Below are 20,581 nucleotides of genomic sequence, written 5' to 3' on the forward strand. Positions count from 1 at the left end.
AATCTGAACTTGAAGATGCTTTATAATTAAACAAGCTTAGAAAGCTCGGCGTACACCGCCGGGCTTTCTGTCTACCTAAGACAAGGGGAGAATGTTATGAACCAATGGGTGAAGGACCGAGAGAAAATTTGGATCGGCATCCGCCGCGATCTGCACCAAATTCCGGAGCCGGGGTTTGAAGAATTTAAAACCCAGCGATATCTGCTGAATGTTCTGGCAGGGCTGCCGCAGGAACGGATGGAGATCCGGACGTGGAGAACCGGCATTCTGGTGAAAATCACTGGCACCGGTGCCGAACCGCGCCGCAAATTCGGCTACCGCGCTGATATGGACGGGCTGCCGATCGAAGAGGAGACGGGCTATGAATTCCGTTCGACGCACAAGGGTTATATGCACGCCTGCGGGCATGATCTGCACATGACGATCGGCCTGGGCATCGTCACTTATTTTGCGCAAAGCGAGCATTCGATCAGCGATGACCTTATCGTTATCTTCCAGCCTGCGGAAGAAGGGCCGGGCGGGGCGCTGCCGATGCTGGAGAGCGCGGAGCTGGCGGACTGGATGCCGGACCAGATCGTGGCGCTGCATGTCGCGCCGGAGTATCCGGTCGGCACAATTGCGACACGTCCGGGCATTTTGTTCGCCAATACCTCGGAGCTGTTCATCGACCTTGTCGGCACTGGCGGGCATGCAGCTTATCCGCATAAAGCCAATGACATGGTGGTAGCGGCCTGCCAGCTGGTCGGCCAGCTGCAGACAGTCGTTGCCCGCAACATCGATCCGCTGGATTCGGCCGTCATCACGGTCGGGAAGATTGACGGAGGCACAAAGCAGAACATCATCGCCGAGCGGGCGCGGCTGGAAGGCACGATCCGCACGTTGTCAGCGGAGTCGATGACGAAGATCAAATCGCGGATTGAGAACCTGGTCTCCGGCATCGAAACCGGCTTTGAATGCCGGGCTGAAATCGACTATGGCGCGAATTACCGCCAGGTCTACAATGAAGCGGAGCTGACCCGGGAGTTCATGGGATGGCTTGAGCAGCGGGAAGACGTTACGCTGTTTGAATGCACGGAAGCGATGACGGGCGAGGATTTTGGTTATTTCCTGGCGGAGATTCCGGGATTCATGTTCTGGCTGGGCGTAGATACGCCTTACGGGCTGCATCATGCGAAGCTGGAGCCGAAGGAAGAGGCCATCAGCCTGGCGGTTTCCACGGTAGCCGATTATCTGACCTGGAAGTCGGGCCAGCCTGTCTAAAAGGTGTGACTATAATCACCTTTTTATAGGGTGTCCTTTTTTACAATGGATTTGTTATTACAAATTTTAAATATTTAACGAATCCCATGGAAAGAAGGAACCCTCATGTTAAGTCAGCAGACGATAGAAATTATAAAATCGACCGTTCCGGTCTTGGAAGTTCACGGTCAAACCATTACCTCCGTTTTCTATAAAAGAATGTTCGAAGCTCATCCGGAGCTGCTCCATATATTCAACCAAGCCAATCAGCGGCAGGGCAAACAATCGACCGCGCTGGCCGGTGCCGTTTACGCGGCTGCCGCCAACATTGACCAGCTGGAGAACATTTTGCCGGTTGTGAAGCAGATCGCTCAGAAGCACCGCGCACTGCAGATCAAACCGGAGCATTACCCGATTGTCGGGGAAAATCTGCTGGCCGCAATCAAAGAAGTGCTCGGAGAGGCAGCGACGCCGGAGATTATGGAGGCATGGCGTCAGGCTTACGGCGTGATTGCCGATGTTTTTATCAGCATTGAAGCCGAGATGTACAAAGAAGCTGAAGAAGCCAAAGGGGGCTGGTCCGGCTACCGTGCTTTTGTGGTGGAGCGGAAAGTGAAGGAGAGCGAAGTCATTACTTCCTTTTATCTAAAACCGCAGGACGGCGGCGAAATCACTTCTTATCTCCCAGGCCAATACATCACCTTGCGCGTGCAGCCGGAAGGCTCGGCGTATACGCATATCCGTCACTACAGCTTGTCTGCCGCACCAGGCGGCAAGGTCTACCGGATCTCCGTCCGGCGCGAGGAGGCCGGGGAAGGGAAACCGGCGGGTGTTGTATCCAATTACCTTCATGATCAGGTGCTGGAAGGAAGCGTCGTTGACGTGAGTGCGCCAGCGGGTGTTTTTACGTTGGATCAGCAGCGGAATACTCCTGTCGTGCTGATCAGCGGAGGCGTAGGTTTGACGCCGATGGTGAGCATGCTGGAAACGCTGCTGAAAGAGCAGCCGCACCGCAAGGTGACATACATTCATGCTGCGGAAAACGGCAGTTACCATGCGATGAAGCTGTATATCGAAGAGCTTGAGGCGGAACACGAGCAAATGAGCTCCTATACCTGTTATAAAAATCCGCTGGAAGGGGACAGCTGTCATCAAACCGGGTACATCGACGAAACCTGGCTTCGGCAGATTGCCGATCCGGGCGCCGATTTTTATTTCTGTGGACCAGTTCCGTTCATGCGGACAGTTTACGCTGCCTTGAATCAAATGGGGGTTCCGGAAGACCGGATCCATTATGAGTTTTTTGGACCGGCGGCCCAGCTTCAGGAGGCCTGATGAATAGGATTTACAGATCGAAATAGAGCTTTCATCACGAATCCCCCTGGACAGAACGTTTTTCAAAAACGTTTGTTCAGGGAAATTTTTTTGCTTAGGAGAGAAATTAGCGACTTAAGAAACCACGGCTTAGAAAATCAACGAGTTAAGAAATATCTGTAGACCTTCTCCAGCTTCTCTGCCTGCCGGCCTTTCGGGCTCTCCATGCTGCCGAACTCAAACATTTTCACTTTTTTGATGCCTACAAAATTTAATAGAGCCCTTTTCATCAGGATTTTGGGGGCATTATTGAGGTAAATCAGCGGATAACCAGCCGGACCTTTCATGGTGGAGATGCAGACGGCGCTTTTGCCCTTCAGCAGTCCCTCCGGAAATGGGCCTTTCTTATCCCGGTAGGCGAAATTGGACGCAAACATTTGATCAATATAGCCGAGCAGCATGGCCGGAGGGCGGCCCCACCAGATCGGATAAATAAACACGAGCCGGTCCGCCCACGTAATCTGCTGCCTGTATATTTCAAGGGCCGGGTTCTGGTGCATATCCCTTCTGCGCTGCTTCTCGTTAAAAACTAGCACCGGATTAAACTCTTCGGCATACAAATCCAGCACCTGGACCTCGGCTGAATTTGGGTTCTCCTCGCAGCCTTGAAGCACCTTTTGCAGGAATGCGTAACAGAGACTATCGTGATTGGGATGCGCATAAATAATTAACGTTTTCATAGGTAAAGCGGCCACCTCCATTGTAATAGTTCCTTTGAACAAGAATTTCACTAGAAAAAGCCCACTCCCTAAGGAATGAGCTTCTACAGTACGCTACCCTTGCTCCAGCTTGCCTACGAAACCTTCCAAGCGGTCCAGCGCCCGCTCCAGCGCTTCTTGGGCATACGCATAAGAAATCCGGATATAACCTTCCCCATATTCGGAGAATGCACTGCCCGGCACCACGGCCACACCGGCTTCATCCAGCAGCCTGAGAGCGAAGTCCATGGACTTCAAACCAAACCTTTCTATCGACACAAAAAGATAAAAGGCCCCTTCCGGTTTCACAAGCGGAAGTCCCATCTGGGTCAAACGGTCGTAGACGTAATCGCGCCGTTCCCGGTAAGCCTCCCGCATCGGCAGCGCGTCGTCATAGCCGTTCGTCAGCGCCTCCAGCGCCGCGTATTGGCTGACCGAGCTGGCGCAGGTGACGTTGTACTGGTGCACCTTAATCATATGTTTCGTAATTTCCGCAGGCGCAAAAGTAAAGCCGATCCTCCAGCCCGTCATGGAGTGAGATTTGGATAACCCGTTAATGACGACGGTTTTCCCGCGCATGCCGTTTATGGCAGCGATGGAATGATGGCCGCCTTCATAGATCAACTCGCTATAAATCTCGTCGGAGATGACGAACATCTCTTTATCTCCCAGCAGAGCGGCGATGCCTTCCAGCTCTTCCCGGGTCAGCACCCGTCCAGTAGGGTTGGAGGGATAGCCGAGCACAACGATTTTGGTCCGTGGCGTGAGTTTGGCAGCGATCAAGTCGGCCGTCATTTTAAAGCCGGTGCTGCGTGTATCGACGTATACGGGAACTCCGCCCGACAAGCGGATGAGCGGTTCGTATCCCGGATAAATCGGTCCCTGAAGAATAACCTCGTCCCCCGGGTTCAGCAGCGTGCGCAGCGCGATATCCAGCGCTTCGCTGGCCCCGTTCGTTACGATCACCTCATCCGCGCCGTTGTAGGATAAGCCGTATTTGCGGCGGAGAAAATCGGCCGCCGCTTCGCGCAGCGCCGGAAGTCCGGCGTTTGGCGTATAGACGGTGCGCCCCTCGTCCAAAGCCTGTTTGGCCGCCTCAATAATGTGGGCGGGAGTCGGGAAATCCGGCTGCCCGATGGTCAGCGACAAGGCATCCGGATATTCCGCAACCTTGTTGGCGATCTGGCGGATGCCGCTGATTTGAATGTCTTGCACGTTAGCGTTGATTAAATGTTCCATAAGTCCCCCAGGCACCTGCCTTTGTCCGTAGTCAAAAAAATATCTATGACTAGTGTACAACAGGAGGGAGGAGATGGGTATAGGGAGGGGCATTAGGCCAAAAAAGAAAGCCCTTTAAGGGCTTTCTACGCGATCAACTCGTCAAGGTACTGCTCTCTCTTGAACCGCAAGACCGCTTGAACTTCGTATTGATTAAACGCGCTGAGAATATCCTCAGGGATTTTTTTATCCATATCGTTAATGAAAGTGAACAATTTGGAGTCGGGTTTTCTGCTCGGGTGTTATCTCAATGGCATGATCCAGATCCTTAAAAGAGATATTCTCCTTTACCCAACCCAGGTAAGAATCTTTCAATTGATCTTTAAGCTGCAACAGAATCCCCTCCAATCAAATCAAGTTTTAAATCAAAGTTTGAATTTGCGCTATAGATGGGTAAGGCTCTTCTACATGATTATAAACAAGAAAGTCTTTTAATGCCTGCGCTAAATTCTCTAAGTTTGAAAATGTTTTTCCGTCGATCGGATATGCCCAGCTTGTGCCATAGCCCTCACGATAACTATGCAGGTGCGGGCATTCAATCACTTCATCATCGGGATTTCTGTGCGGACTGCCTGAAATATCTAATCTTAACAATACTATTGATTTCTGATATCGGGTTTGGAAAGTACGCTTTTTCACATTGATCGTACCTTTTCGATTAACATCAATAAACAGACCTGGTCTATTCCCCGTCTGCCAAAGCCCACACCGATAAGCTGCCGCCATTTACCTTAAACTCGGCAAAGCCGTCTTCGCCGATTTCGATCTGCTCTTTGCGGTTGCCGGTCAGATCGGTCCAGATTTCTCCCGCCCGGCGATCGCCGACGGACATGCGTTTGCTGCCTTCCGCACCGTTCGCTATCAGCACGGCGCAGCCGGAGCCGGGCAGCTCAGGATCGCCCAAGCGGACCCAGCCGATGGTGTTCGGATGGTCGAAATAATCCTGCTGCTCGCCGTAGGCTTTGTTAGCCCGGGCATAGAGCAGGGGATCAAGAGCCTTTTTTTTGCCGGGAAGAGGATTCTCTCCTCCAATGCCGAAATAGTCGCCGTAGAAGACGACCGGATACCCGTCCTTGCGAAGCAAAATAAGCGCATAAGCACTCGGCTTAAACCAGTCCTGTACCCACGACTCCAGCGATTCGCTTGGCTGCGAATCGTGATTGTCCACGAAGGTCACGGCATTCATGGGATGGGAGGCTACCAGCGTATCCTCGAAGATCGTCCGCAGGTCGAAGTTTTTTCCTGAGGCGGAGGCTGCCTGCAGCTTGTAGTGCAGGGAGACGTCAAACAGGTCGATCTGATAATCGACATTGTCCAGGAATTGCCGGCAGTTGTTCAGATCCGGGTTCCAGAACTCTCCGACCATGTAGAAGGAGTCTCCCCGTTTCTCCTTCATGGCGACGGCAAATTCCCGGATGAAATTGTGGTTGATATGTTTAATGGCGTCCAGGCGCAGGCCGCCGCAGCCGGTTGTATCCAGCAGCCATTCGCCCCACTGGATCATCTCTTCGCGGACAACCGGGTGGTTATAGTCAATATTGGCGAACATCAGGTAATCGTAATTGCCGAATTCGTGTACGACGTTCTGATTCCAGTCTTTGTTCTCGCCAAGAATACGGAAGATGCCCTGGCGTTTTCGGCTCTGATCGAAATCCGTTCCGTTAAAATGCTCGAAATTCCAGGTAAAAGGGGAATACTTCCCTTTACGGCCCGGGAACGTGAATTTCGTCCAGCCCTCGATTTCAAAAGGCTCTGAGATCACTTCCGTCCGGTTGTCGGGGTTGACCTCGACGACCTTGAATTTTTCCGTCTCATCGGCTCCGGCCTTATGGTTCATGACCACATCGATATAAATCTCGATTCCGTGCTCTCGGCAGGTCTGAATGGCTGCGATCAGCTCGTCTTTGGTGCCGTATTTGGTGCTGACTCTTCCTTTCTGATCAAATTCACCCAGATCGTATAGGTCATAAACGGCATAACCGGTATCCTCCGGCGTTTGCGCTTTTGTCACCGGGGGAATCCAGACGGCATCAATGCCGGATTCCTTCAGCTGCGGAGCAAGCTGGGCCAGTTTGGCCCAATGCTTCCCGTCTGCGGGTAAATGCCACTCGAAAAATTGCATTATCGTATGATTTCGTTTCATGATTGAATGGCCTCCTTATCTGCATATATCAAAGTTACCCGGCTAGCCGGTCCTTCTAATCATGATGCTAAAGAACGGATTTTGGTCCGGACAGTTGAACATTTCCGTACGAACGATATAGTTATAATATGGACATACATGCCTTTATTTAACAGGACACGAGGTGACAGAAGGAACGGACTTGCTACTTAGAATCCGTTTAGACGACCAGATGACAGATACCGACAAGCCTCAGATGAAAATGTGTATGTGTTGCAAGCAGCTCAAGCCCGTTCAGGATTTCCGCAGACGGACAGGCCGGCGAGCGGGTGCCGGCTCACGCCGGGGACCCTGCAGGGACTGCCGGGAGCTCCAGCGGAGGCAACTTGCCGAGCCAAAGCGAGCCGGTCTGGACAACGCTATACTTCAAGAGACTGCCTCTCGGCTTATTCCGGGCGGGGGGAAGCAGCGAAACCAGACCCCTGACCGGACACAAGCTCAAGCCGAGGGAACACACACTTTAGACCGGACGAAACAACCTGAGGGAGCTAAATCAAGCGATAAACCAAAACCAAAACCAAAACAAAAGACAAAAACAAACCCAAAAACAAACCCAAATGCGGATGCGGCGCCAAAACCAAATCCGGAAGCGCCTTCCCAACCGCCCTCCAAACAGCGGCTTCTATCGGCAGACAAACCGGGAGCGGAAGCGGGGAAGGCAAGCCTTCACTCAGCCGGCGGACTGCAGGTGAAGGCAGGGCCGCCTCGCGCAGAACCGCCTCGCGGGCCGCGCTCCAAAACGCCGGGGCAGCTGACGGCTCCCGGGTTTCCTCAGGGGATGGCAGCGCCGGAGGACGCTCAGCAGCTCAAACCGATGCGGTCCGGTCTGGTCCGCATGCGCGGCAAAAGCGATAAAGGGCGGCGCTGGCAGCAGGAGATCGACCTGGAGCTGGCCAGGCTGCTGGTGCGGGAGAAAGCGGCGGTGATCGTGAACCGACATACCATCCGCCGGCTGTTTACGAACCGGGAATTCAAGACCTTTATCCTCGAACGTGACCGTTATACCTGTCATTTCTGCGGCGGCTATGGAGATACGATTGACCACCTGCTTCCCCGTGCCAAGGGAGGACATACCACGCCGCTGAACTGCGTATGCGCCTGCAACGCCTGCAATCAGAGCAAAGCCGACCGGGACGTGGATGATTTCCTGTCCTCGGTGGTTAAACAGCCGGAAGCGGCTTCCTCGATAGAACAGAAGAAGGAGTAGGCAATGAAGACTCATGCCTGCTCCTTCTTCTGTCTTCAAAGGGGTATGCTGATGTTCGAATTTGGCTATTTCCGCAGCTGTTTCGACAATAAATGTCAAGACTGGATTCCACGTGGAACATTTTGTCGAACCAAGTCGTTTGTCTGGCTGAATCCGCCTGCTTTAACCTTGGTTCTCAGGCAAATGCAGGCTCCAAATCCGCGTCAAAGGACCGTGTTTGCCGTATACGGGATCCATATCGGGAACAGGCACACGGCTGATCTCCTCCAAGGCATCCGGGCGGTCGCTTGGCTTGCCTGTTCGTGTATTGTATTCCACGCCGTTTGGGTAGGCGCCTGCAATCCGGAAATCGGGGCTGGCGCTGATTTTCTTGTGTCCGGTTCCTGCGGGCAGAACGATGACGTCCCCGGCTTGAAGCTCAAGCCGCTCGCCTTGTTCTCCGCCGATCTGCAGCTGGGCCGATCCGCTGATCACGCCAAGCACCTCATGAGCATTGCTGTGATAGTGGTGATAGTCAAATACGCCGTTCGTCCAACTGTTGCGCCAGTTATGTTTGTTAAACAGAGCTTCGGCTCCCTGCGGATTGCTTTCCAGCGCACCGGTGTAAATAAGAACCGGCAGATGCGGATGGTTCGGAATTACGCCGTCATCTTTGAAAATTAGTTTCTTCAGTTCAGCTTCAGGCATATCGGCCGCCTCCTGGGGATTAGGAATGAAATTAAAGGGAAACCTGCCAAACAACTCTGATTTTTTATAGATGCAATATAAGAACAAATAAACAGTTTGTAAACATTTTTAACGTTTTTGAGACCCGTTTCTTCTGGAATCGGACTATGATCAAGTTAAGAAAAAAGAGTCAAATAACGGTTTGAAATTTTGTCAGATGGTTATTGAATGATAAATAAAGTGCCCGGGTCAAAGGAAGAGAAGGGCGCGTAAGAGGGGTGCAGGAAATGTTAAAAAAATGGGGATCGTCGCTCATGCTGCTTGTGCTGATTGCTGCCGGATTGTCGTTTTTAATGCCTAAGGATGCTGTCGGCGAGGGAAACGCCACCGGCTCAATCGCTGCTGCAGCTGCACAAACGGAGCTGGCTTCCCGATCGACCACTTTTACCGCCTATATTCATACGCTTAACCAAGCAGATGGAACGGTAAGCTTGTCCGTAGACCCGATCGGCTGGTATCAGGGGGAAGCTGCCGACACGGTTTTCAAGCAGGAGGATCCGGAAGGTTATGCCGAGTTAGGGGGAGCGCCGGATGGCTATTACATAGTGAACCGTTCGGAGGATAACGTGGTTTATCCGGTAAGTCCCGATGCGGCGGTGCTGATGCAGCTTTATGACCGGGACGGTCATCCCGAGAATGCGGATATTCAGCCAAACGAAGCGATTACGCTGAGCAAATTTATCCAGGTATTCAACCAAGGCGGGCTGCTGGATCCAGCCATGTTCCCTTATCACATCACCGTTAAAGACGGTAAAGTCGTCAAAATTGTTCAGCAGTACACTCCTTAAGTTTTGAAATCAATAAGTTGAAGATGAACACGCGCAACAAGCGCAGAAAAAAAGCCGTTCCATTAAAGGAGCGGCTTTTATGCTGCGTTTATTTTTTGGAAGTGGTGTCGGATTCGGTATAACCAACCGGTTTGGCTACCCATTCGTCTGCTTCGGGTTCGATATCTACACCGTTCTCCATTTTCTTCTGTTCGGCCAGAGAATCGCCTTCTTTATTTGGTTTGTTGCGGATTTCCTCTTCATTAGGTTGACCCATGGTGAAACGCCTCCTTAAGACTTGATGTGGTCTACTTTGTTTATAGTTACCCGTTAGAGGAAATTACAAACATGTTTTTTTGGAAAAATCAGCCCTTCACCGCTCCGGCGGTCATGCCGTCGATGAAGTATTTCTGAAAGGCGATAAAGAGAAGGAAGATCGGCAGAATGGAGAAAAACGAACCGACAATCAACAGGTCGTAATTGTTGCCATACGGCGTCAGCAGGGTCTTGAGACCGATCGGCAGCGTGTATTTTCCTTCATTGCTGAGCACCATAAACGGCCACAGAAAGTTGTTCCAGCTGTTCATCCCGTTCAGAATCGCCATGGCTGCAAAAGACGGCTTCATGATCGGCAGGATCAGCCGGACGTAAATCCCGTATTCGGTTGCTCCGTCCACCCGGCCAGCGGCAATCAGCTCCTTTGGAAGCCCGCTTAAATACTGCCGGAAGAAAAAGATCGTCGCCGCGTTGGCAATGCTTGGCAAGACGATAGCGGAATAGCTGTTCATCAAGCCGATGTTGAAGATGAGCTTGTATAAGGGCAGCAGCAAGATTTCAAACGGAACCATCATGATCAGCAGCACGCAGATGAAGAGGAAGTTTTTGCCGCGGAAATCGTAAGCCGAGAAGCCGTAGGCAACCGTGGCGCTGATCAGCAGCGTCAGCACGACCTGAACCACGGTCAGCAGCAGCGAGTTGAAGAACCAGGTGAAATAAGCATGGTCTCCGGTGAATAGATAAACGAAGTTGTCCAAGCTCATAACATTCAAATCGAATCGCAGATTCAGCCCATACCGGATCAGCTCTTCACCCGGCTTGAAAGCGGAGATGGTGACGGCATAGAAAGGCACCAGGATAAAAAAGCAGAGGACGGTAAACAGGACAACCAGGCAGATACGGACGACCCTTTCTTTGCGTGTGACGCTCATAGGCTAATCCTCCTTCTTGAACAGGCCGGTGAACGCGAGCTGCGTCAGATTGATGATCATGGTGATCAGCAGCAGCACGATGCCGACCGCGGCGGCGTAACCGAGGTTGTTCTTCTCTATGCCTTGGCGGTACAGGTAACCGACGATAGTCAGGCCGATATTTTTCGGCGAGTTGTTGCCGTTCCAGAGCATCATGCTTTCAATAAACATGGCAAGTCCGGCATAAATGCTGATTGTCAGCACGTAGATGGTGACCGGCTTCAGCAGCGGCATCGTAATCCGGGTGAACTTCTGGAAGCTGGAGGCTCCGTCGATGGAGGCGGCTTCGTAATAGTCGTCTGGAATGCTTTTGAGGCCGGACAGAAAATAAAGCATGTTCACACCGGTCCACCTCCAGGTGGCAAGGGATAGCAAAGCTACAAAGCCAGTCGTTTGGCCTTTCAGAAATTTGACCGGCTCCACGCCGAACAGTCCAAGCACGCTGTTGATCAGCGAGCCCTCCATTTCCCCGAACATCAGCCGGAAGATCGTGCCCGCCACAACAACGGATGTTAAAGCCGGGAAAAAGAACGAGGATTTGAAGAATTCGCGTCCCCACATCAGCCGGTTGTTGATCAGCACCGCAAACAGCATCGGAAAAGGAATCAGGATGACCAGCGTAAGCACCATGTAGATGGCGCTGTTCACAACAGCCTTCAGGAACACGGTATCGGTCAGCAGCTTGCTGTAGTTGTCAAAGCGAGCGAAGCTCGAATCCTGCCCCAGCGTGATTTGCTGAAAGCTCATTTGAAAGGAGCTGAGCAGCGGGTAAACCCAGAAGATGGCGAACACCAGCACAAAAGGGAGGACGAATACGTAAGGGGCGACCTTTTGGGAATATAAAAATCGTTTAATCATCGCCAAGCAACTCCTTTTTAAATAAAGCCGCCCCGCAGAGGGGCAGCTCTCTCAGATTTCCAGGCGAAAGGCGAATGGGGCCTGATGGATTATTTTAATTCCTGCTCGATCTGCTTCTGGGCGTCGTCCAGCGCCTGCTGAATGTCTTTGCCGTCCTCGAAAATTTCGTTCAGCGTCACCGTATTCAGCACGTTGTTGATGGTAGGGGAGGCCGGAACCGATTTGATCAGCTTGATTTCGTCTTTGATTTCATTCAGCACATCAAACGGATTGTTGATGAAATATTTGACGAATTCATTATCGGGGTTGTGGGTTACGTCCTGCATGTTCCATACGTCCATGTTGACCGGATCGAAACCTAGCGTATTCCAGATTTCGATATTGGCATCCTCCGACAGCTTGGCGAAAGCCAGGAAGTCTTTGGCCAGCTGAATATCCTTGGCCGTTTTGGTTACGACTGTACCGGTTCCGCCGCCGCCAACCGATCTGGGCATGCCGGGTTCAATGACCGGAATCGGCGCGATGGCAATTTTGCCGGAGAGATCGGGCATGTAGTTCGTATAACGTGACATCATCCAGAGCGGCATGAAGGCGGTCGCATATTTACCGGAATTAAACTCGCCGTAGGCTTCCTCGGTATCCGGCTGGCCGCCGGCGATTGTGGAGATCACGTTATTGTCCTGGAGATCTTTAAGAATCGTTAAGGCTTTGGCCATTTCCGGTGAATTTACCTTCGGATTGCCTTGTTCATCCGTGAAGTCGGCGCCCTGCTGGGCCAGCAGCATTGATTCCTGCCAGGTGGCGCTTGTGTCGGCCGTTCCCATGGATTTGCCGGTCTTCTCATAGACCTGGATACCGGCTTTCTTGAAATCGTCCCAGGTTACGATTTGGGTGTAGTCGACACCGGCTTCCTGCAGGATTTCCGTATTGTAGAAAGCGACAGATGCGCCGACATGGGTCGGAATGCCGTAATTAACGCCGTCTTTGCTGTATAAGTCGACGCGGGATTTAACAAGCGTATCCCTGTATGGATCAATCACGTCGTTCAGAGGCTCAAGCTGAGGTGTGCCTTTCAGGAAGTCCGGGAATTTGCCCAGCTCGATATCTGCGATATCCGGAGCTCCGGTACCGGTCTGCAGGGCGATGGACAGCTTGTTGTGCATATCGTCATAAGGCATCACCGTGACGTTCAGCTTGATCTGGCGATCAGGGTTCGCCGCGTTCCATTTCTCCAGCATTTTCTCGAAATGTTTGCCGTGCAGCTCCACGAACGTCCAATAGGACAGTTCGGTTGCATTGTCTCCGGCGCCGCCGTCCAGGACGGATTGTTCGCCGCCGGCGCTGCCGGAGGATTTGCCGCAGCCGCTCATAAACAGCACAAGCGAAAGTGCAGCGAGCAGGATAAACCACTTGTTAACCTTCATGGTTGGACCTCCTTCCGATTGTGAACCACAGCATTCATACGGGCAGTCGGAATATTCCGAAATTCGGAAAATTTGAAGCAAACCGTAGCAGCAAGTTGCACGGGCGATTTGCACGGACAATTTAAAAAGGTTTAAAGGCGTTTATATATAGAGAGAGCTGAGATGGGCTGAAATGAATGGTGGCTGGAAAGCTCCGGGACGAACCCAGGACAATGGGGATGTCCTGGGCGGAACCGGAATGCGGATATACAGGCTGGGAAACAATCCGCTGTTCATGGATGAAACGGAGATATGAAGGTGGTTGGCATTCAGTGATAATAAACATTAGCTCTGTGTACGTTGTTGCCCGGTAGCCGCATGCAGCCGCGAGGTCAAGCTTTGGTTTTGGCCAGGCGAATCACGTTCCAGGAAGCTTTGGGAATCAGGGCTTGCACGTAGCCGTCCTGGAGAGAGGCGTCACCGCCGGAATGCGGTTTAACCCGTTCCTGATCAGCGGAGTTGACGGCTTTCAGGTCATCGGACTGAAGCACGATATGCTCGGCAACGCCGTAGCCCTCGAATCCTCGCACGTCACAGGTTAAGGCGAGACTATCCTCCAGATGCCGGTTCACGGCAAAGAGGGTTAACGTTTCGTTCTCTTCGTCATATACGACGGCACTGTCCAGGTAAGGCACATCGGTATAGTCTTTGGCATCATAGACTGGTGATTCGATGATCGGATTCAGGGACACGCCGCGGCCGAACCGGGAAGCGTGGAGATAAGGATAGTAGATGGTCTGCCGCCATACCCGTCCGCCTTCTTCGGTCATAATGGGAGCAATAACGTTGACGAGCTGGGCCAGGCAAGCCATTTTAACCCGGTCGGCGTGTTTCAGGAACGTAATCAGCATACTGCCGACGAGCAGCGCATCTTCGAAGTTGTAGATGTCCTCGAGCTGCGGAGGCGCAATGCCCCATGGGTCAATCCTGCTGTCGGCATCATTCGAGTGATACCAGACATTCCATTCATCGAAGCTGAGATACATCGTCTTCTTGCTGCGTTTCTTGGCTTTGATGTAATCGCAGGTGGCGATGACCGTGCGGATGAAATGATCCATATCCATAGTGCGGGCGAGATAGTTAGGCGTGTCGTTATCCCGGTTTCCGTAATATTGATGGAGGGATACGAAATCGGCCACTTCATACGTATAGTCCAGGGTAATGGCTTCCCATTCAGGGAAGGTCGGCATGGACGAACCGGAGCTTCCGCAGGATACCAGCTCGATATCCGGATCGACAAGGCGCATGGCCTTCGCTGTCTCGTAAGCGAGACGTCCATATTCTGCCGGTGTCTTCTGGCCGATCTGCCAAGGACCATCCATTTCGTTGCCGAGACACCAGGTTTTGATGCGGTGGGGCTGCTCGAAGCCGTGCTGTCTGCGCAGATCGCTCCACTGGCTGCCGCCCGGATGGTTGCAGTATTCGATCAGGTTGCGGGCTTCGTCTACTCCACGGGTTCCCAGGTTGACGGCCATCATGACCTCCGAACCGATTTCCTTGGCCCAAGCAGCAAATTCATTGGTGCCTACCCAATTGGGCTCGGTCGTTCTCCAGGCCAGCTCCAGCTTCCGCGGCCTTTGCTCTACAGGACCAACCCCATCTTCCCAATTATAGCCCGACACGAAGTTGCCTCCCGGATATCGAATGATCGGCACTCCGAGCTCCTGGATAAGCTGCTTGACGTCGTTTCGGAATCCGCGGCTGTCTGCTGTAGGATGCTCTTTCTCGTAAATGCCGCCGTATACAGCTCTGCCCAGGTGCTCGATAAAAGAACCGTAAATCCTTTTGTCGACTTCGGCAATTCGGAATGTTTTGTCTACAATGATCCTTGCTTGTTGAACACTATCGGCCATGCTGAAACCTTCCCCCTTTGATTTAGTTAAGTGCGAATTAATTAGAATAATTTAGTTTGAATCCGCTTACAGATATAAAATACCACAGGAGGTTCTGGAAGTAAACTATATAATATAAATCTTTTTAGGTTTATTTGAATTAAAATGGAGGAGGAAAGGACTCTGAGGGGCTGAACGCCGGTGAGCGGCGTTTTTTCTAGTATTTTCGGCTTATGTAGAGAAGTTATAGGTTTGTTATTTAAAGGAGTTTGGGATTGAAGGGCTGATTTGATTGCTTTATTTGCTGTTTGCTTTATAATTATATAAAACAAAAGCCGCGTTAATGCTGCAGAACGTTTAGGCTTGAGTATAAAATGGGCAACCAGCGGAAGAAGGTTAGCGATGATTTATATTAAAGACTTGATGAGTGGCCTTGATATTTTTAAAGCGCTCAGCTCGGAGATCCGGATTCAGATTCTGGAGCTTCTGGCTTCCAACCAGGCGCTGAATTTGAATGAAATCGCAAGCAGGCTCAACTTAAGCAACGGGGCAATCACGATGCACATCAAAAAGCTGGAGGACAGTGGACTGATTGAAATTAATACGTCCGTCGGCAAACATGGCATTCAGAAGATGTGTTATCTGAACAAAGATAAGCTGATGGTGGATCTGCGCAGCAAAGATACGGAGAACTTGTATGAAGTGGACATTCAGATCGGGCACTACAGCAATTATCAAGTGACGCCGACCTGCGGTCTGGCAACCAAAGACAGCATTATCGGCGATTTTGACGATCCGCGTTATTTTGCCGATCCGCAGCGGATTGATGCGGAGATTTTATGGCTCACCGAAGGTTTTGTAGAATATCGGATTCCTAATTATTTGAAATCCAATCAGACCTTTCGCGAGATCCAGTTCTGCCTGGAACTGGGCTCTGAAGCACCCGGATACGATAACAATTATCCTTCGGACATTTATTTTTATTTGAACGGAGTACAGCTTGGGTATTGGACCAGTCCCGGTGATTTCGGAGATACCCGCGGCACCTTCAATCCGGATTGGTGGCCGCCGCATTTGAATCAGTACGGGATGCTGAAGCTGATTCGCATCAACCGGGAGGGCAGCTTTATCGACGGCTGCCGGATTTCGGATGTGACGCTGGAGCAGATTGGCTTGGATTACAAAAGCGAGCTGACCTTCCGGCTGGGCGTCGCCGAAGAGGCAGTCAACAAACGCGGCATGACGATCTACGGCAAACATTTCGGCAACTACGGCCAGGATTTGATGGCCCGGGTTTTGTATGAGATGAAGACTGAGGCAAGAGAGGGATAAGCTGCAGTTAAATAAATCTAAGCCACATTAGCCTAAGCTGAATAATCAGGGTCCCACCAAAGCGAGTGTGGAATATATGCGCTTAATAGGCAGCATCAGAAAGAGGTCCCGCCGGGGAAGGCGGGACCTCTTAAGTTTGGCTTTCTAATGTTCCATATTGAGAAATTCCTTTGAAACCTAAGTTCGGGAATGACCGGTGTTTCGGTTAAAGGATCGTAAGGTACTAAGCTTCGTTTAATGCCCGCAGCAGGGTATGGCGGCTGCGGAGCTTGTGGGCTTCGCGGAGGCTTTCCGCAAACAGCTCGTCTTCGATGCCGAGCTCGTCAAGGCTGGACGGGCCGCCGGCCAGCTCCAGCAGCCGGCGGATCTCCGGCGCCGACGGCACAGCCGCGAGCCATTCGCGGACCTGGGCGCCGTGACAAAGCAGCTGCTCCGGCTCATCGCCGGGATACTGCGCCCGGTCCACGGCGTCATGGTAGAGCCGCGAAATTTCGGCGGAGGCTACGCCAACCTTGGCGCCGTGCAGCAGCGCTTTGCGTCCGCGCTTCAGGTAGCTCATCTCCCAATAATGGGAGAGATGGTGCTCGGCGCCCGAGGCGGGATGGGACTGGCCAAACAGCAGCATGGCCACTCCGGATTCGATCAGGGCGTTCATCAGCACGCGGATGCCTTCCTCCGTGCGGCGGCCAATCGCATCAGCGTGCATGACGCAGTCCTGCAGCGCAGCTTCCGTAATTTGCGCCGCCCGCTGGTTGTAAGGTTCATCAGCCGTCAGACTGGAGAATTTCCAGTCGAACAGGGAGGTGAACTTGCCCAGCATGTCGCCGAACCCGGCAGCAACCAGCTCCTGCGGAGCCCGGGTCAGGATATCCAGGTCGGCGAAAATGGCCTTTGGCGCGGCGGCCAAGACGGTTTGTTTGACGCCGCGGATCATGAGCGGCGCGCATTTGGAGGTAAAGCCGTCCACGGAAGGCGCCGTCGGCACGGACAGAAATGGGATGCCGGTTTTGCTGGCGGCAAACCGGACGATATCATGGATCGTGCCGGAGCCGACGGCAAGAAGGCAGTCGGTGGTTCCGGGCGTGACAGCCAGCAGCAGCTCAACGAGCGATTTTTCGTCAGCAATACAGTCTCCGGTTGCATCCGGTTGAATCAGACAGAGGGTGACCGCGCAGCCCAGACCTCCGAGTTCGGCTTCCACGGCGCGGCCTGCCGCTTCATAGGTGTTCCGGTCAGCTACGATAAGCGGGTGCCTGTAGCCGGCTTTCATCACGTACGGGGCCAGTTTGTTCAGTGAGCCTTTTTCCAGGGAAATGTAGTCTAAGGGGATATCATCGAGCAAATGAATCATCATACAAATTCCTCCTTGATAGGGAATCAGATTCGGGTCATCCAGCTTCGCTTCCATCCAACTTCGTTTCCATCCAACGGCGAGTAGGGCCGTTCTTTCTGCTGCTCTCTGAGTGCTAACTCACAGCTGTCAACCGACTCGAACTCATCTTGAACTTAACTTGAACTCAATTCTAACTCATCTTCAATTCACGAATGAATCCGCTTACAAAACAAATTGGAACAAGTTAAGGTGGTTTCATTGTAATCCCGGAAAGCGTTTAAAACAACACCTTGTTTGTTAAAAATATACATTTTACCTGTCCCCGACTAAATGAACCCGGAATTTGGAAGCATACAAAAAAGCCGGTTCCTACGCGGAACCAGCTTATTTCTTCTTTTATTTACACTTGGGAAACCAGGGTTTTTAGATAATCGCGGATTTGATCCGGCGTTTTGGCAAATTTGCTGTGCAGGTGGGCGATTTTCTCCCCGTTCTTGTAGACCAGCAGGCTGGGAATGCCGCGCACCTCATTCTCCTGGGCGATGTTCTCAAGCTGTTCGACATCCAGCGCATAAAACTGTTTATCCGGATTCTCTTCTATAATAGGGCCGATGAAACGGTCCAGGTTTTTGCAATCAGGACACCAGGTGGCATCGTATTTAATAACGGTATATCCGTCGTTGTTGATCAAATCACGGTATTGTTCTTCTGTGGCAACTCTATTCATTTCTCAGCAGCCTCCTTGAATTTTATTATTGAAGTTAGAGTGTGTATGCAAAATAGTTGTGCGAAATGTTTTTATCATTATAGCACTGCAAAATTAAATTTTGCAATAGATAAAAGTGCGGAAATTTAATTTATGGATATTTGGCGTGAAAAAGACAGGAATCTGCTTTTTTATTTAAAGCTAGTATATCCAATTCCGGCGCTTCAAGTCGAAACTTATCGAATAAAGCAATTGCAAATAACACAAAATGAAAGCAAATTTTAGAAAAATTCAAAAATTTATTTCATCTTGATATTTAAAAGGTGTAATATAGGGGTAGAGAGTTCGTTTCGGCTGTGTGGTTATTCATCTTTTCGTCAAAGTTTTGTGAAGGCAATCCCGGATAGGTGGATTGGTTTTCCAGGGAAGGCCCGTGGAGTAGGGGCTCTTTTTTATGGGTAAATTATGACGAGTGGGTGATCGGGAACATGCACTGGCTGATGGGATTCGAAACGGGGGTTATGCGGGGATTCTACTCTGCACGGGCCGTTCCTATCCGTTTCGAAGGCATCAGTATGCCCGAATTATGACGGACTGCAATTAAGCGTAAAGGAGGACGTTCCAAATGTCACAAACTTTGAATCAATCGGAAACACAAGGAACGCAAGAAACGGCGGCTGCAAGCACAAAGGATCTTGTGGATCAATTGCTCAAGCCTGAGGTACAGCAATCCCTAACTTCTCTTGTGGACAATTTGCCAAAGCTGACTGAAATGGTGAATACGCTGACTCAAGCTTATGATGTGATGCAAAGCCTGGCTACAGACAAAGTGTTTGTAGAGGATATCAAAGCCGGCTTCACCGGTGTGGTTGGTCCGGTTGTAGGCATGGCTAAGAATGCCGCTGCAACGGCGATTGAAGCGAATGACCGCGCGAAGAAAGACAATTCCACGGTTAGCGTATTTGGTCTTCTGAAGATGCTCAAGGACCCTAATATCCAAAAAGCCTTGAAATTTGCACAGGCTTACCTGGATGTTACGAACGAAAAGAAGAAATAAAAAGACCTAATCGGAAATAGCATAACGAACGGAGGATGGAAATGTCGAAGCAAATTTTGATTTTGGGCGGCGGATATGGTGGACTTCTGAGCGCGCTGACTGCGCGTGAATATCTGAGCGCCGAAGAAGCTACCATCACAGTCGTAAACAAATACCCTACGCACCAAATTATTACGGAGCTGCACCGTCTGGCTGCCGGCAACCTTGATGAGAAAGCTGTAGCTCTTCCGCTTGAGAAGCTGCTCGGCGGCAAACAGGTGAAGCTGGTTGTGGACACGGTTGAGAAAATTTCTCCGGATGAGAAGCAAGTGAAATTGACAAGCGGTGCTACCTATAAATATGACGCTCTTGTAATCGCTCTAGGCAGCGAAACAGCTTACTTCGGAATTCCAGGACTCAAAGAGAACAGCTTGACGCTGAAATCGGTGGACGAAGCTCACCGCATCTTTGAAACCGTCAAATCCCGTCTGGATGCTTACAAACAGTCTAAAAACAAAGCGGACGCTACATTTGTTGTCGGCGGCGGCGGTCTGACCGGCGTAGAGCTTGTCGGCGAATTTGCGGATGAGCTGCCGGAGCTTTGCCGTCAAAGAGGAATTGATTTCAATGAAATCAACCTTTATTGCGTCGAAGCTGGCCCTACGATCCTGGCCGGTTTCCCTGCAGACCTCGTTGAACGGGCTACTAAGAGCCTGGAAGCCCGCGGCGTGAAATTCGTTACCGGCGTTCCAATTACGGAGCTGAAGGACAACAAGGTATTCCTGAAAGACGGCAACTCTATCGATTCCAGCACGGTCATTTGGACCGGCGGCGTACAAGGCAACTCCCTTGTAGCGGACAGCGGCATTGAAGTCAATCGCGGACGGGCAACGGTAACGGAAACCCTGCAATCTACGTCCCACAAAGACATTTTCCTTGCCGGCGACAGCGCGGTAGTCTTTGCTCCAGGAGCAGAACGTCCTTACCCGCCAACTGCACAAATTGCTTGGCATATGGGTGAGACGGTTGGTTACAACCTGTCCGTATTCGTTAAAGGCGGCACGATGGAATCCTTCCATTATGTAAGCTCCGGTACACTCGGCAGCTTGGGCCGCAAAGACGGCATCGCAATGGTGGGCGGAAGCTCAACCAAGCTGAAAGGGATGCCGGCTTCCCTGATGAAAGAGGCAAGTAACATCCGTTACCTGGCCCGCATCAAAGGTTTGTCCGCTTTGGCGTACTAATCTCTAACGACAATATAGGTTTTATACGCAGAGCCGCCCTTCGGGGCGGCTTTTTTGTC

Annotated in this window: 20 protein-coding genes; 7 read left to right on the top strand and 13 right to left on the bottom strand. The window is 51.5% G+C overall.

Going from position 1 to position 20,581, the window contains the following annotated elements; genetic code table 11:
- Nucleotides 1–96 precede the first annotated feature (96 nt).
- A complete protein-coding gene (locus tag AWM70_RS20400) occupies nucleotides 97–1,260 on the top strand; it encodes an N-acetyldiaminopimelate deacetylase (RefSeq protein WP_068699526.1) in 1,164 nt (387 codons plus the stop codon).
- A gap of 105 nt (nucleotides 1,261–1,365) precedes the next feature.
- Nucleotides 1,366–2,574: an NO-inducible flavohemoprotein gene (gene hmpA, locus AWM70_RS20405; RefSeq protein ID WP_068699528.1), complete on the top strand. Its 1,209-nt coding sequence runs from the start codon at nucleotides 1,366–1,368 to the stop codon at nucleotides 2,572–2,574.
- A gap of 137 nt (nucleotides 2,575–2,711) precedes the next feature.
- Here hmpA and AWM70_RS20410 read toward each other — a convergent pair whose 3' ends face one another.
- From AWM70_RS20410 to AWM70_RS20425, 5 genes are all read right to left on the bottom strand, one after another.
- Nucleotides 2,712–3,293 (bottom strand): NAD(P)H-dependent oxidoreductase, encoded by a 582-nt coding sequence (locus AWM70_RS20410; protein WP_068700907.1) that lies wholly within the window; start codon nucleotides 3,291–3,293, stop codon nucleotides 2,712–2,714.
- Between the two features lie 93 nt (nucleotides 3,294–3,386).
- On the bottom strand, nucleotides 3,387–4,550 hold the full coding sequence (locus tag AWM70_RS20415) for an aminotransferase A (protein WP_068699530.1): 1,164 nt from the start codon (nucleotides 4,548–4,550) through the stop codon (nucleotides 3,387–3,389).
- A 125-nt stretch (nucleotides 4,551–4,675) separates the two neighbouring features.
- A complete protein-coding gene (locus AWM70_RS23330; protein ID WP_237167767.1) occupies nucleotides 4,676–4,783 on the bottom strand; it encodes a hypothetical protein in 108 nt (35 codons plus the stop codon).
- Nucleotides 4,784–4,949: 166 nt separating this feature from the next.
- Entirely contained in the window at nucleotides 4,950–5,315 is a 366-nt protein-coding gene (locus AWM70_RS23335; protein ID WP_151208784.1) for a DUF6978 family protein, read from the bottom strand.
- Complete coding sequence (locus tag AWM70_RS20425; protein ID WP_068699534.1) at nucleotides 5,272–6,732, bottom strand: alpha-amylase; 1,461 nt, start codon at nucleotides 6,730–6,732, stop codon at nucleotides 5,272–5,274. The genes AWM70_RS23335 and AWM70_RS20425 overlap by 44 nt, the downstream gene beginning before the upstream one ends.
- A 727-nt stretch (nucleotides 6,733–7,459) precedes the next feature.
- Here AWM70_RS20425 and AWM70_RS23975 point away from each other — a divergent pair.
- Nucleotides 7,460–7,978: an HNH endonuclease gene (locus AWM70_RS23975; RefSeq protein ID WP_418303191.1), complete on the top strand. Its 519-nt coding sequence runs from the start codon at nucleotides 7,460–7,462 to the stop codon at nucleotides 7,976–7,978.
- A gap of 162 nt (nucleotides 7,979–8,140) precedes the next feature.
- Here the strand turns inward: AWM70_RS23975 and AWM70_RS20435 are convergent, their stop codons facing one another.
- Nucleotides 8,141–8,665 carry a cupin domain-containing protein gene (locus AWM70_RS20435; protein WP_068699536.1) on the bottom strand — a complete coding sequence of 175 codons (525 nt, stop codon included), beginning with the start codon at nucleotides 8,663–8,665 and terminating at the stop codon, nucleotides 8,141–8,143.
- A 266-nt stretch (nucleotides 8,666–8,931) separates the two neighbouring features.
- Between AWM70_RS20435 and AWM70_RS20440 the strand changes: the two genes are divergently transcribed.
- Nucleotides 8,932–9,492, top strand: coding sequence for a hypothetical protein (locus AWM70_RS20440; RefSeq protein WP_068699538.1), 561 nt, complete (start codon nucleotides 8,932–8,934; stop codon nucleotides 9,490–9,492).
- 88 nt (nucleotides 9,493–9,580) lie between these two features.
- On the opposite strand, the gene AWM70_RS23560 is transcribed toward AWM70_RS20440, so the two are convergent.
- The 5 genes from AWM70_RS23560 to arfA form a co-directional block, all read right to left on the bottom strand.
- Entirely contained in the window at nucleotides 9,581–9,748 is a 168-nt protein-coding gene (locus tag AWM70_RS23560) for a hypothetical protein (RefSeq protein ID WP_169823481.1), read from the bottom strand.
- Between the two features lie 88 nt (nucleotides 9,749–9,836).
- Nucleotides 9,837–10,679, bottom strand: coding sequence for a carbohydrate ABC transporter permease (locus tag AWM70_RS20445; protein ID WP_068699540.1), 843 nt, complete (start codon nucleotides 10,677–10,679; stop codon nucleotides 9,837–9,839).
- Nucleotides 10,680–10,682: 3 nt separating this feature from the next.
- A complete protein-coding gene (locus AWM70_RS20450; protein WP_068699542.1) occupies nucleotides 10,683–11,576 on the bottom strand; it encodes a carbohydrate ABC transporter permease in 894 nt (297 codons plus the stop codon).
- 89 nt (nucleotides 11,577–11,665) lie between these two features.
- Nucleotides 11,666–13,000 carry an ABC transporter substrate-binding protein gene (locus AWM70_RS20455; RefSeq protein ID WP_068699544.1) on the bottom strand — a complete coding sequence of 445 codons (1,335 nt, stop codon included), beginning with the start codon at nucleotides 12,998–13,000 and terminating at the stop codon, nucleotides 11,666–11,668.
- 371 nt (nucleotides 13,001–13,371) lie between these two features.
- On the bottom strand, nucleotides 13,372–14,892 hold the full coding sequence (gene arfA / locus AWM70_RS20460; protein WP_068699546.1) for an arabinosylfuranosidase ArfA: 1,521 nt from the start codon (nucleotides 14,890–14,892) through the stop codon (nucleotides 13,372–13,374).
- Between the two features lie 381 nt (nucleotides 14,893–15,273).
- Here arfA and AWM70_RS20465 point away from each other — a divergent pair, with 381 nt between their 5' ends.
- Nucleotides 15,274–16,203 carry an ArsR/SmtB family transcription factor gene (locus tag AWM70_RS20465; RefSeq protein ID WP_068699549.1) on the top strand — a complete coding sequence of 310 codons (930 nt, stop codon included), beginning with the start codon at nucleotides 15,274–15,276 and terminating at the stop codon, nucleotides 16,201–16,203.
- A 223-nt stretch (nucleotides 16,204–16,426) separates the two neighbouring features.
- Here the strand turns inward: AWM70_RS20465 and AWM70_RS20470 are convergent, their stop codons facing one another.
- Nucleotides 16,427–17,557 carry a sn-glycerol-1-phosphate dehydrogenase gene (locus AWM70_RS20470; RefSeq protein WP_099093173.1) on the bottom strand — a complete coding sequence of 377 codons (1,131 nt, stop codon included), beginning with the start codon at nucleotides 17,555–17,557 and terminating at the stop codon, nucleotides 16,427–16,429.
- A gap of 379 nt (nucleotides 17,558–17,936) precedes the next feature.
- Nucleotides 17,937–18,263 (bottom strand): thioredoxin family protein, encoded by a 327-nt coding sequence (locus tag AWM70_RS20475; protein WP_068699551.1) that lies wholly within the window; start codon nucleotides 18,261–18,263, stop codon nucleotides 17,937–17,939.
- A 604-nt stretch (nucleotides 18,264–18,867) separates the two neighbouring features.
- Between AWM70_RS20475 and AWM70_RS20480 the strand changes: the two genes are divergently transcribed.
- Nucleotides 18,868–19,299, top strand: a complete 432-nt coding sequence (locus tag AWM70_RS20480) for a DUF1641 domain-containing protein (protein WP_068699553.1) — start codon at nucleotides 18,868–18,870, stop codon at nucleotides 19,297–19,299.
- 41 nt (nucleotides 19,300–19,340) lie between these two features.
- Entirely contained in the window at nucleotides 19,341–20,522 is a 1,182-nt protein-coding gene (locus tag AWM70_RS20485) for an NAD(P)/FAD-dependent oxidoreductase (protein WP_068699555.1), read from the top strand.
- The last annotated feature ends 59 nt before the right edge of the window (nucleotides 20,523–20,581 follow it).

This window comes from Paenibacillus yonginensis (genome assembly GCF_001685395.1).
Classification (GTDB): domain Bacteria; phylum Bacillota; class Bacilli; order Paenibacillales; family Paenibacillaceae; genus Fontibacillus; species Fontibacillus yonginensis.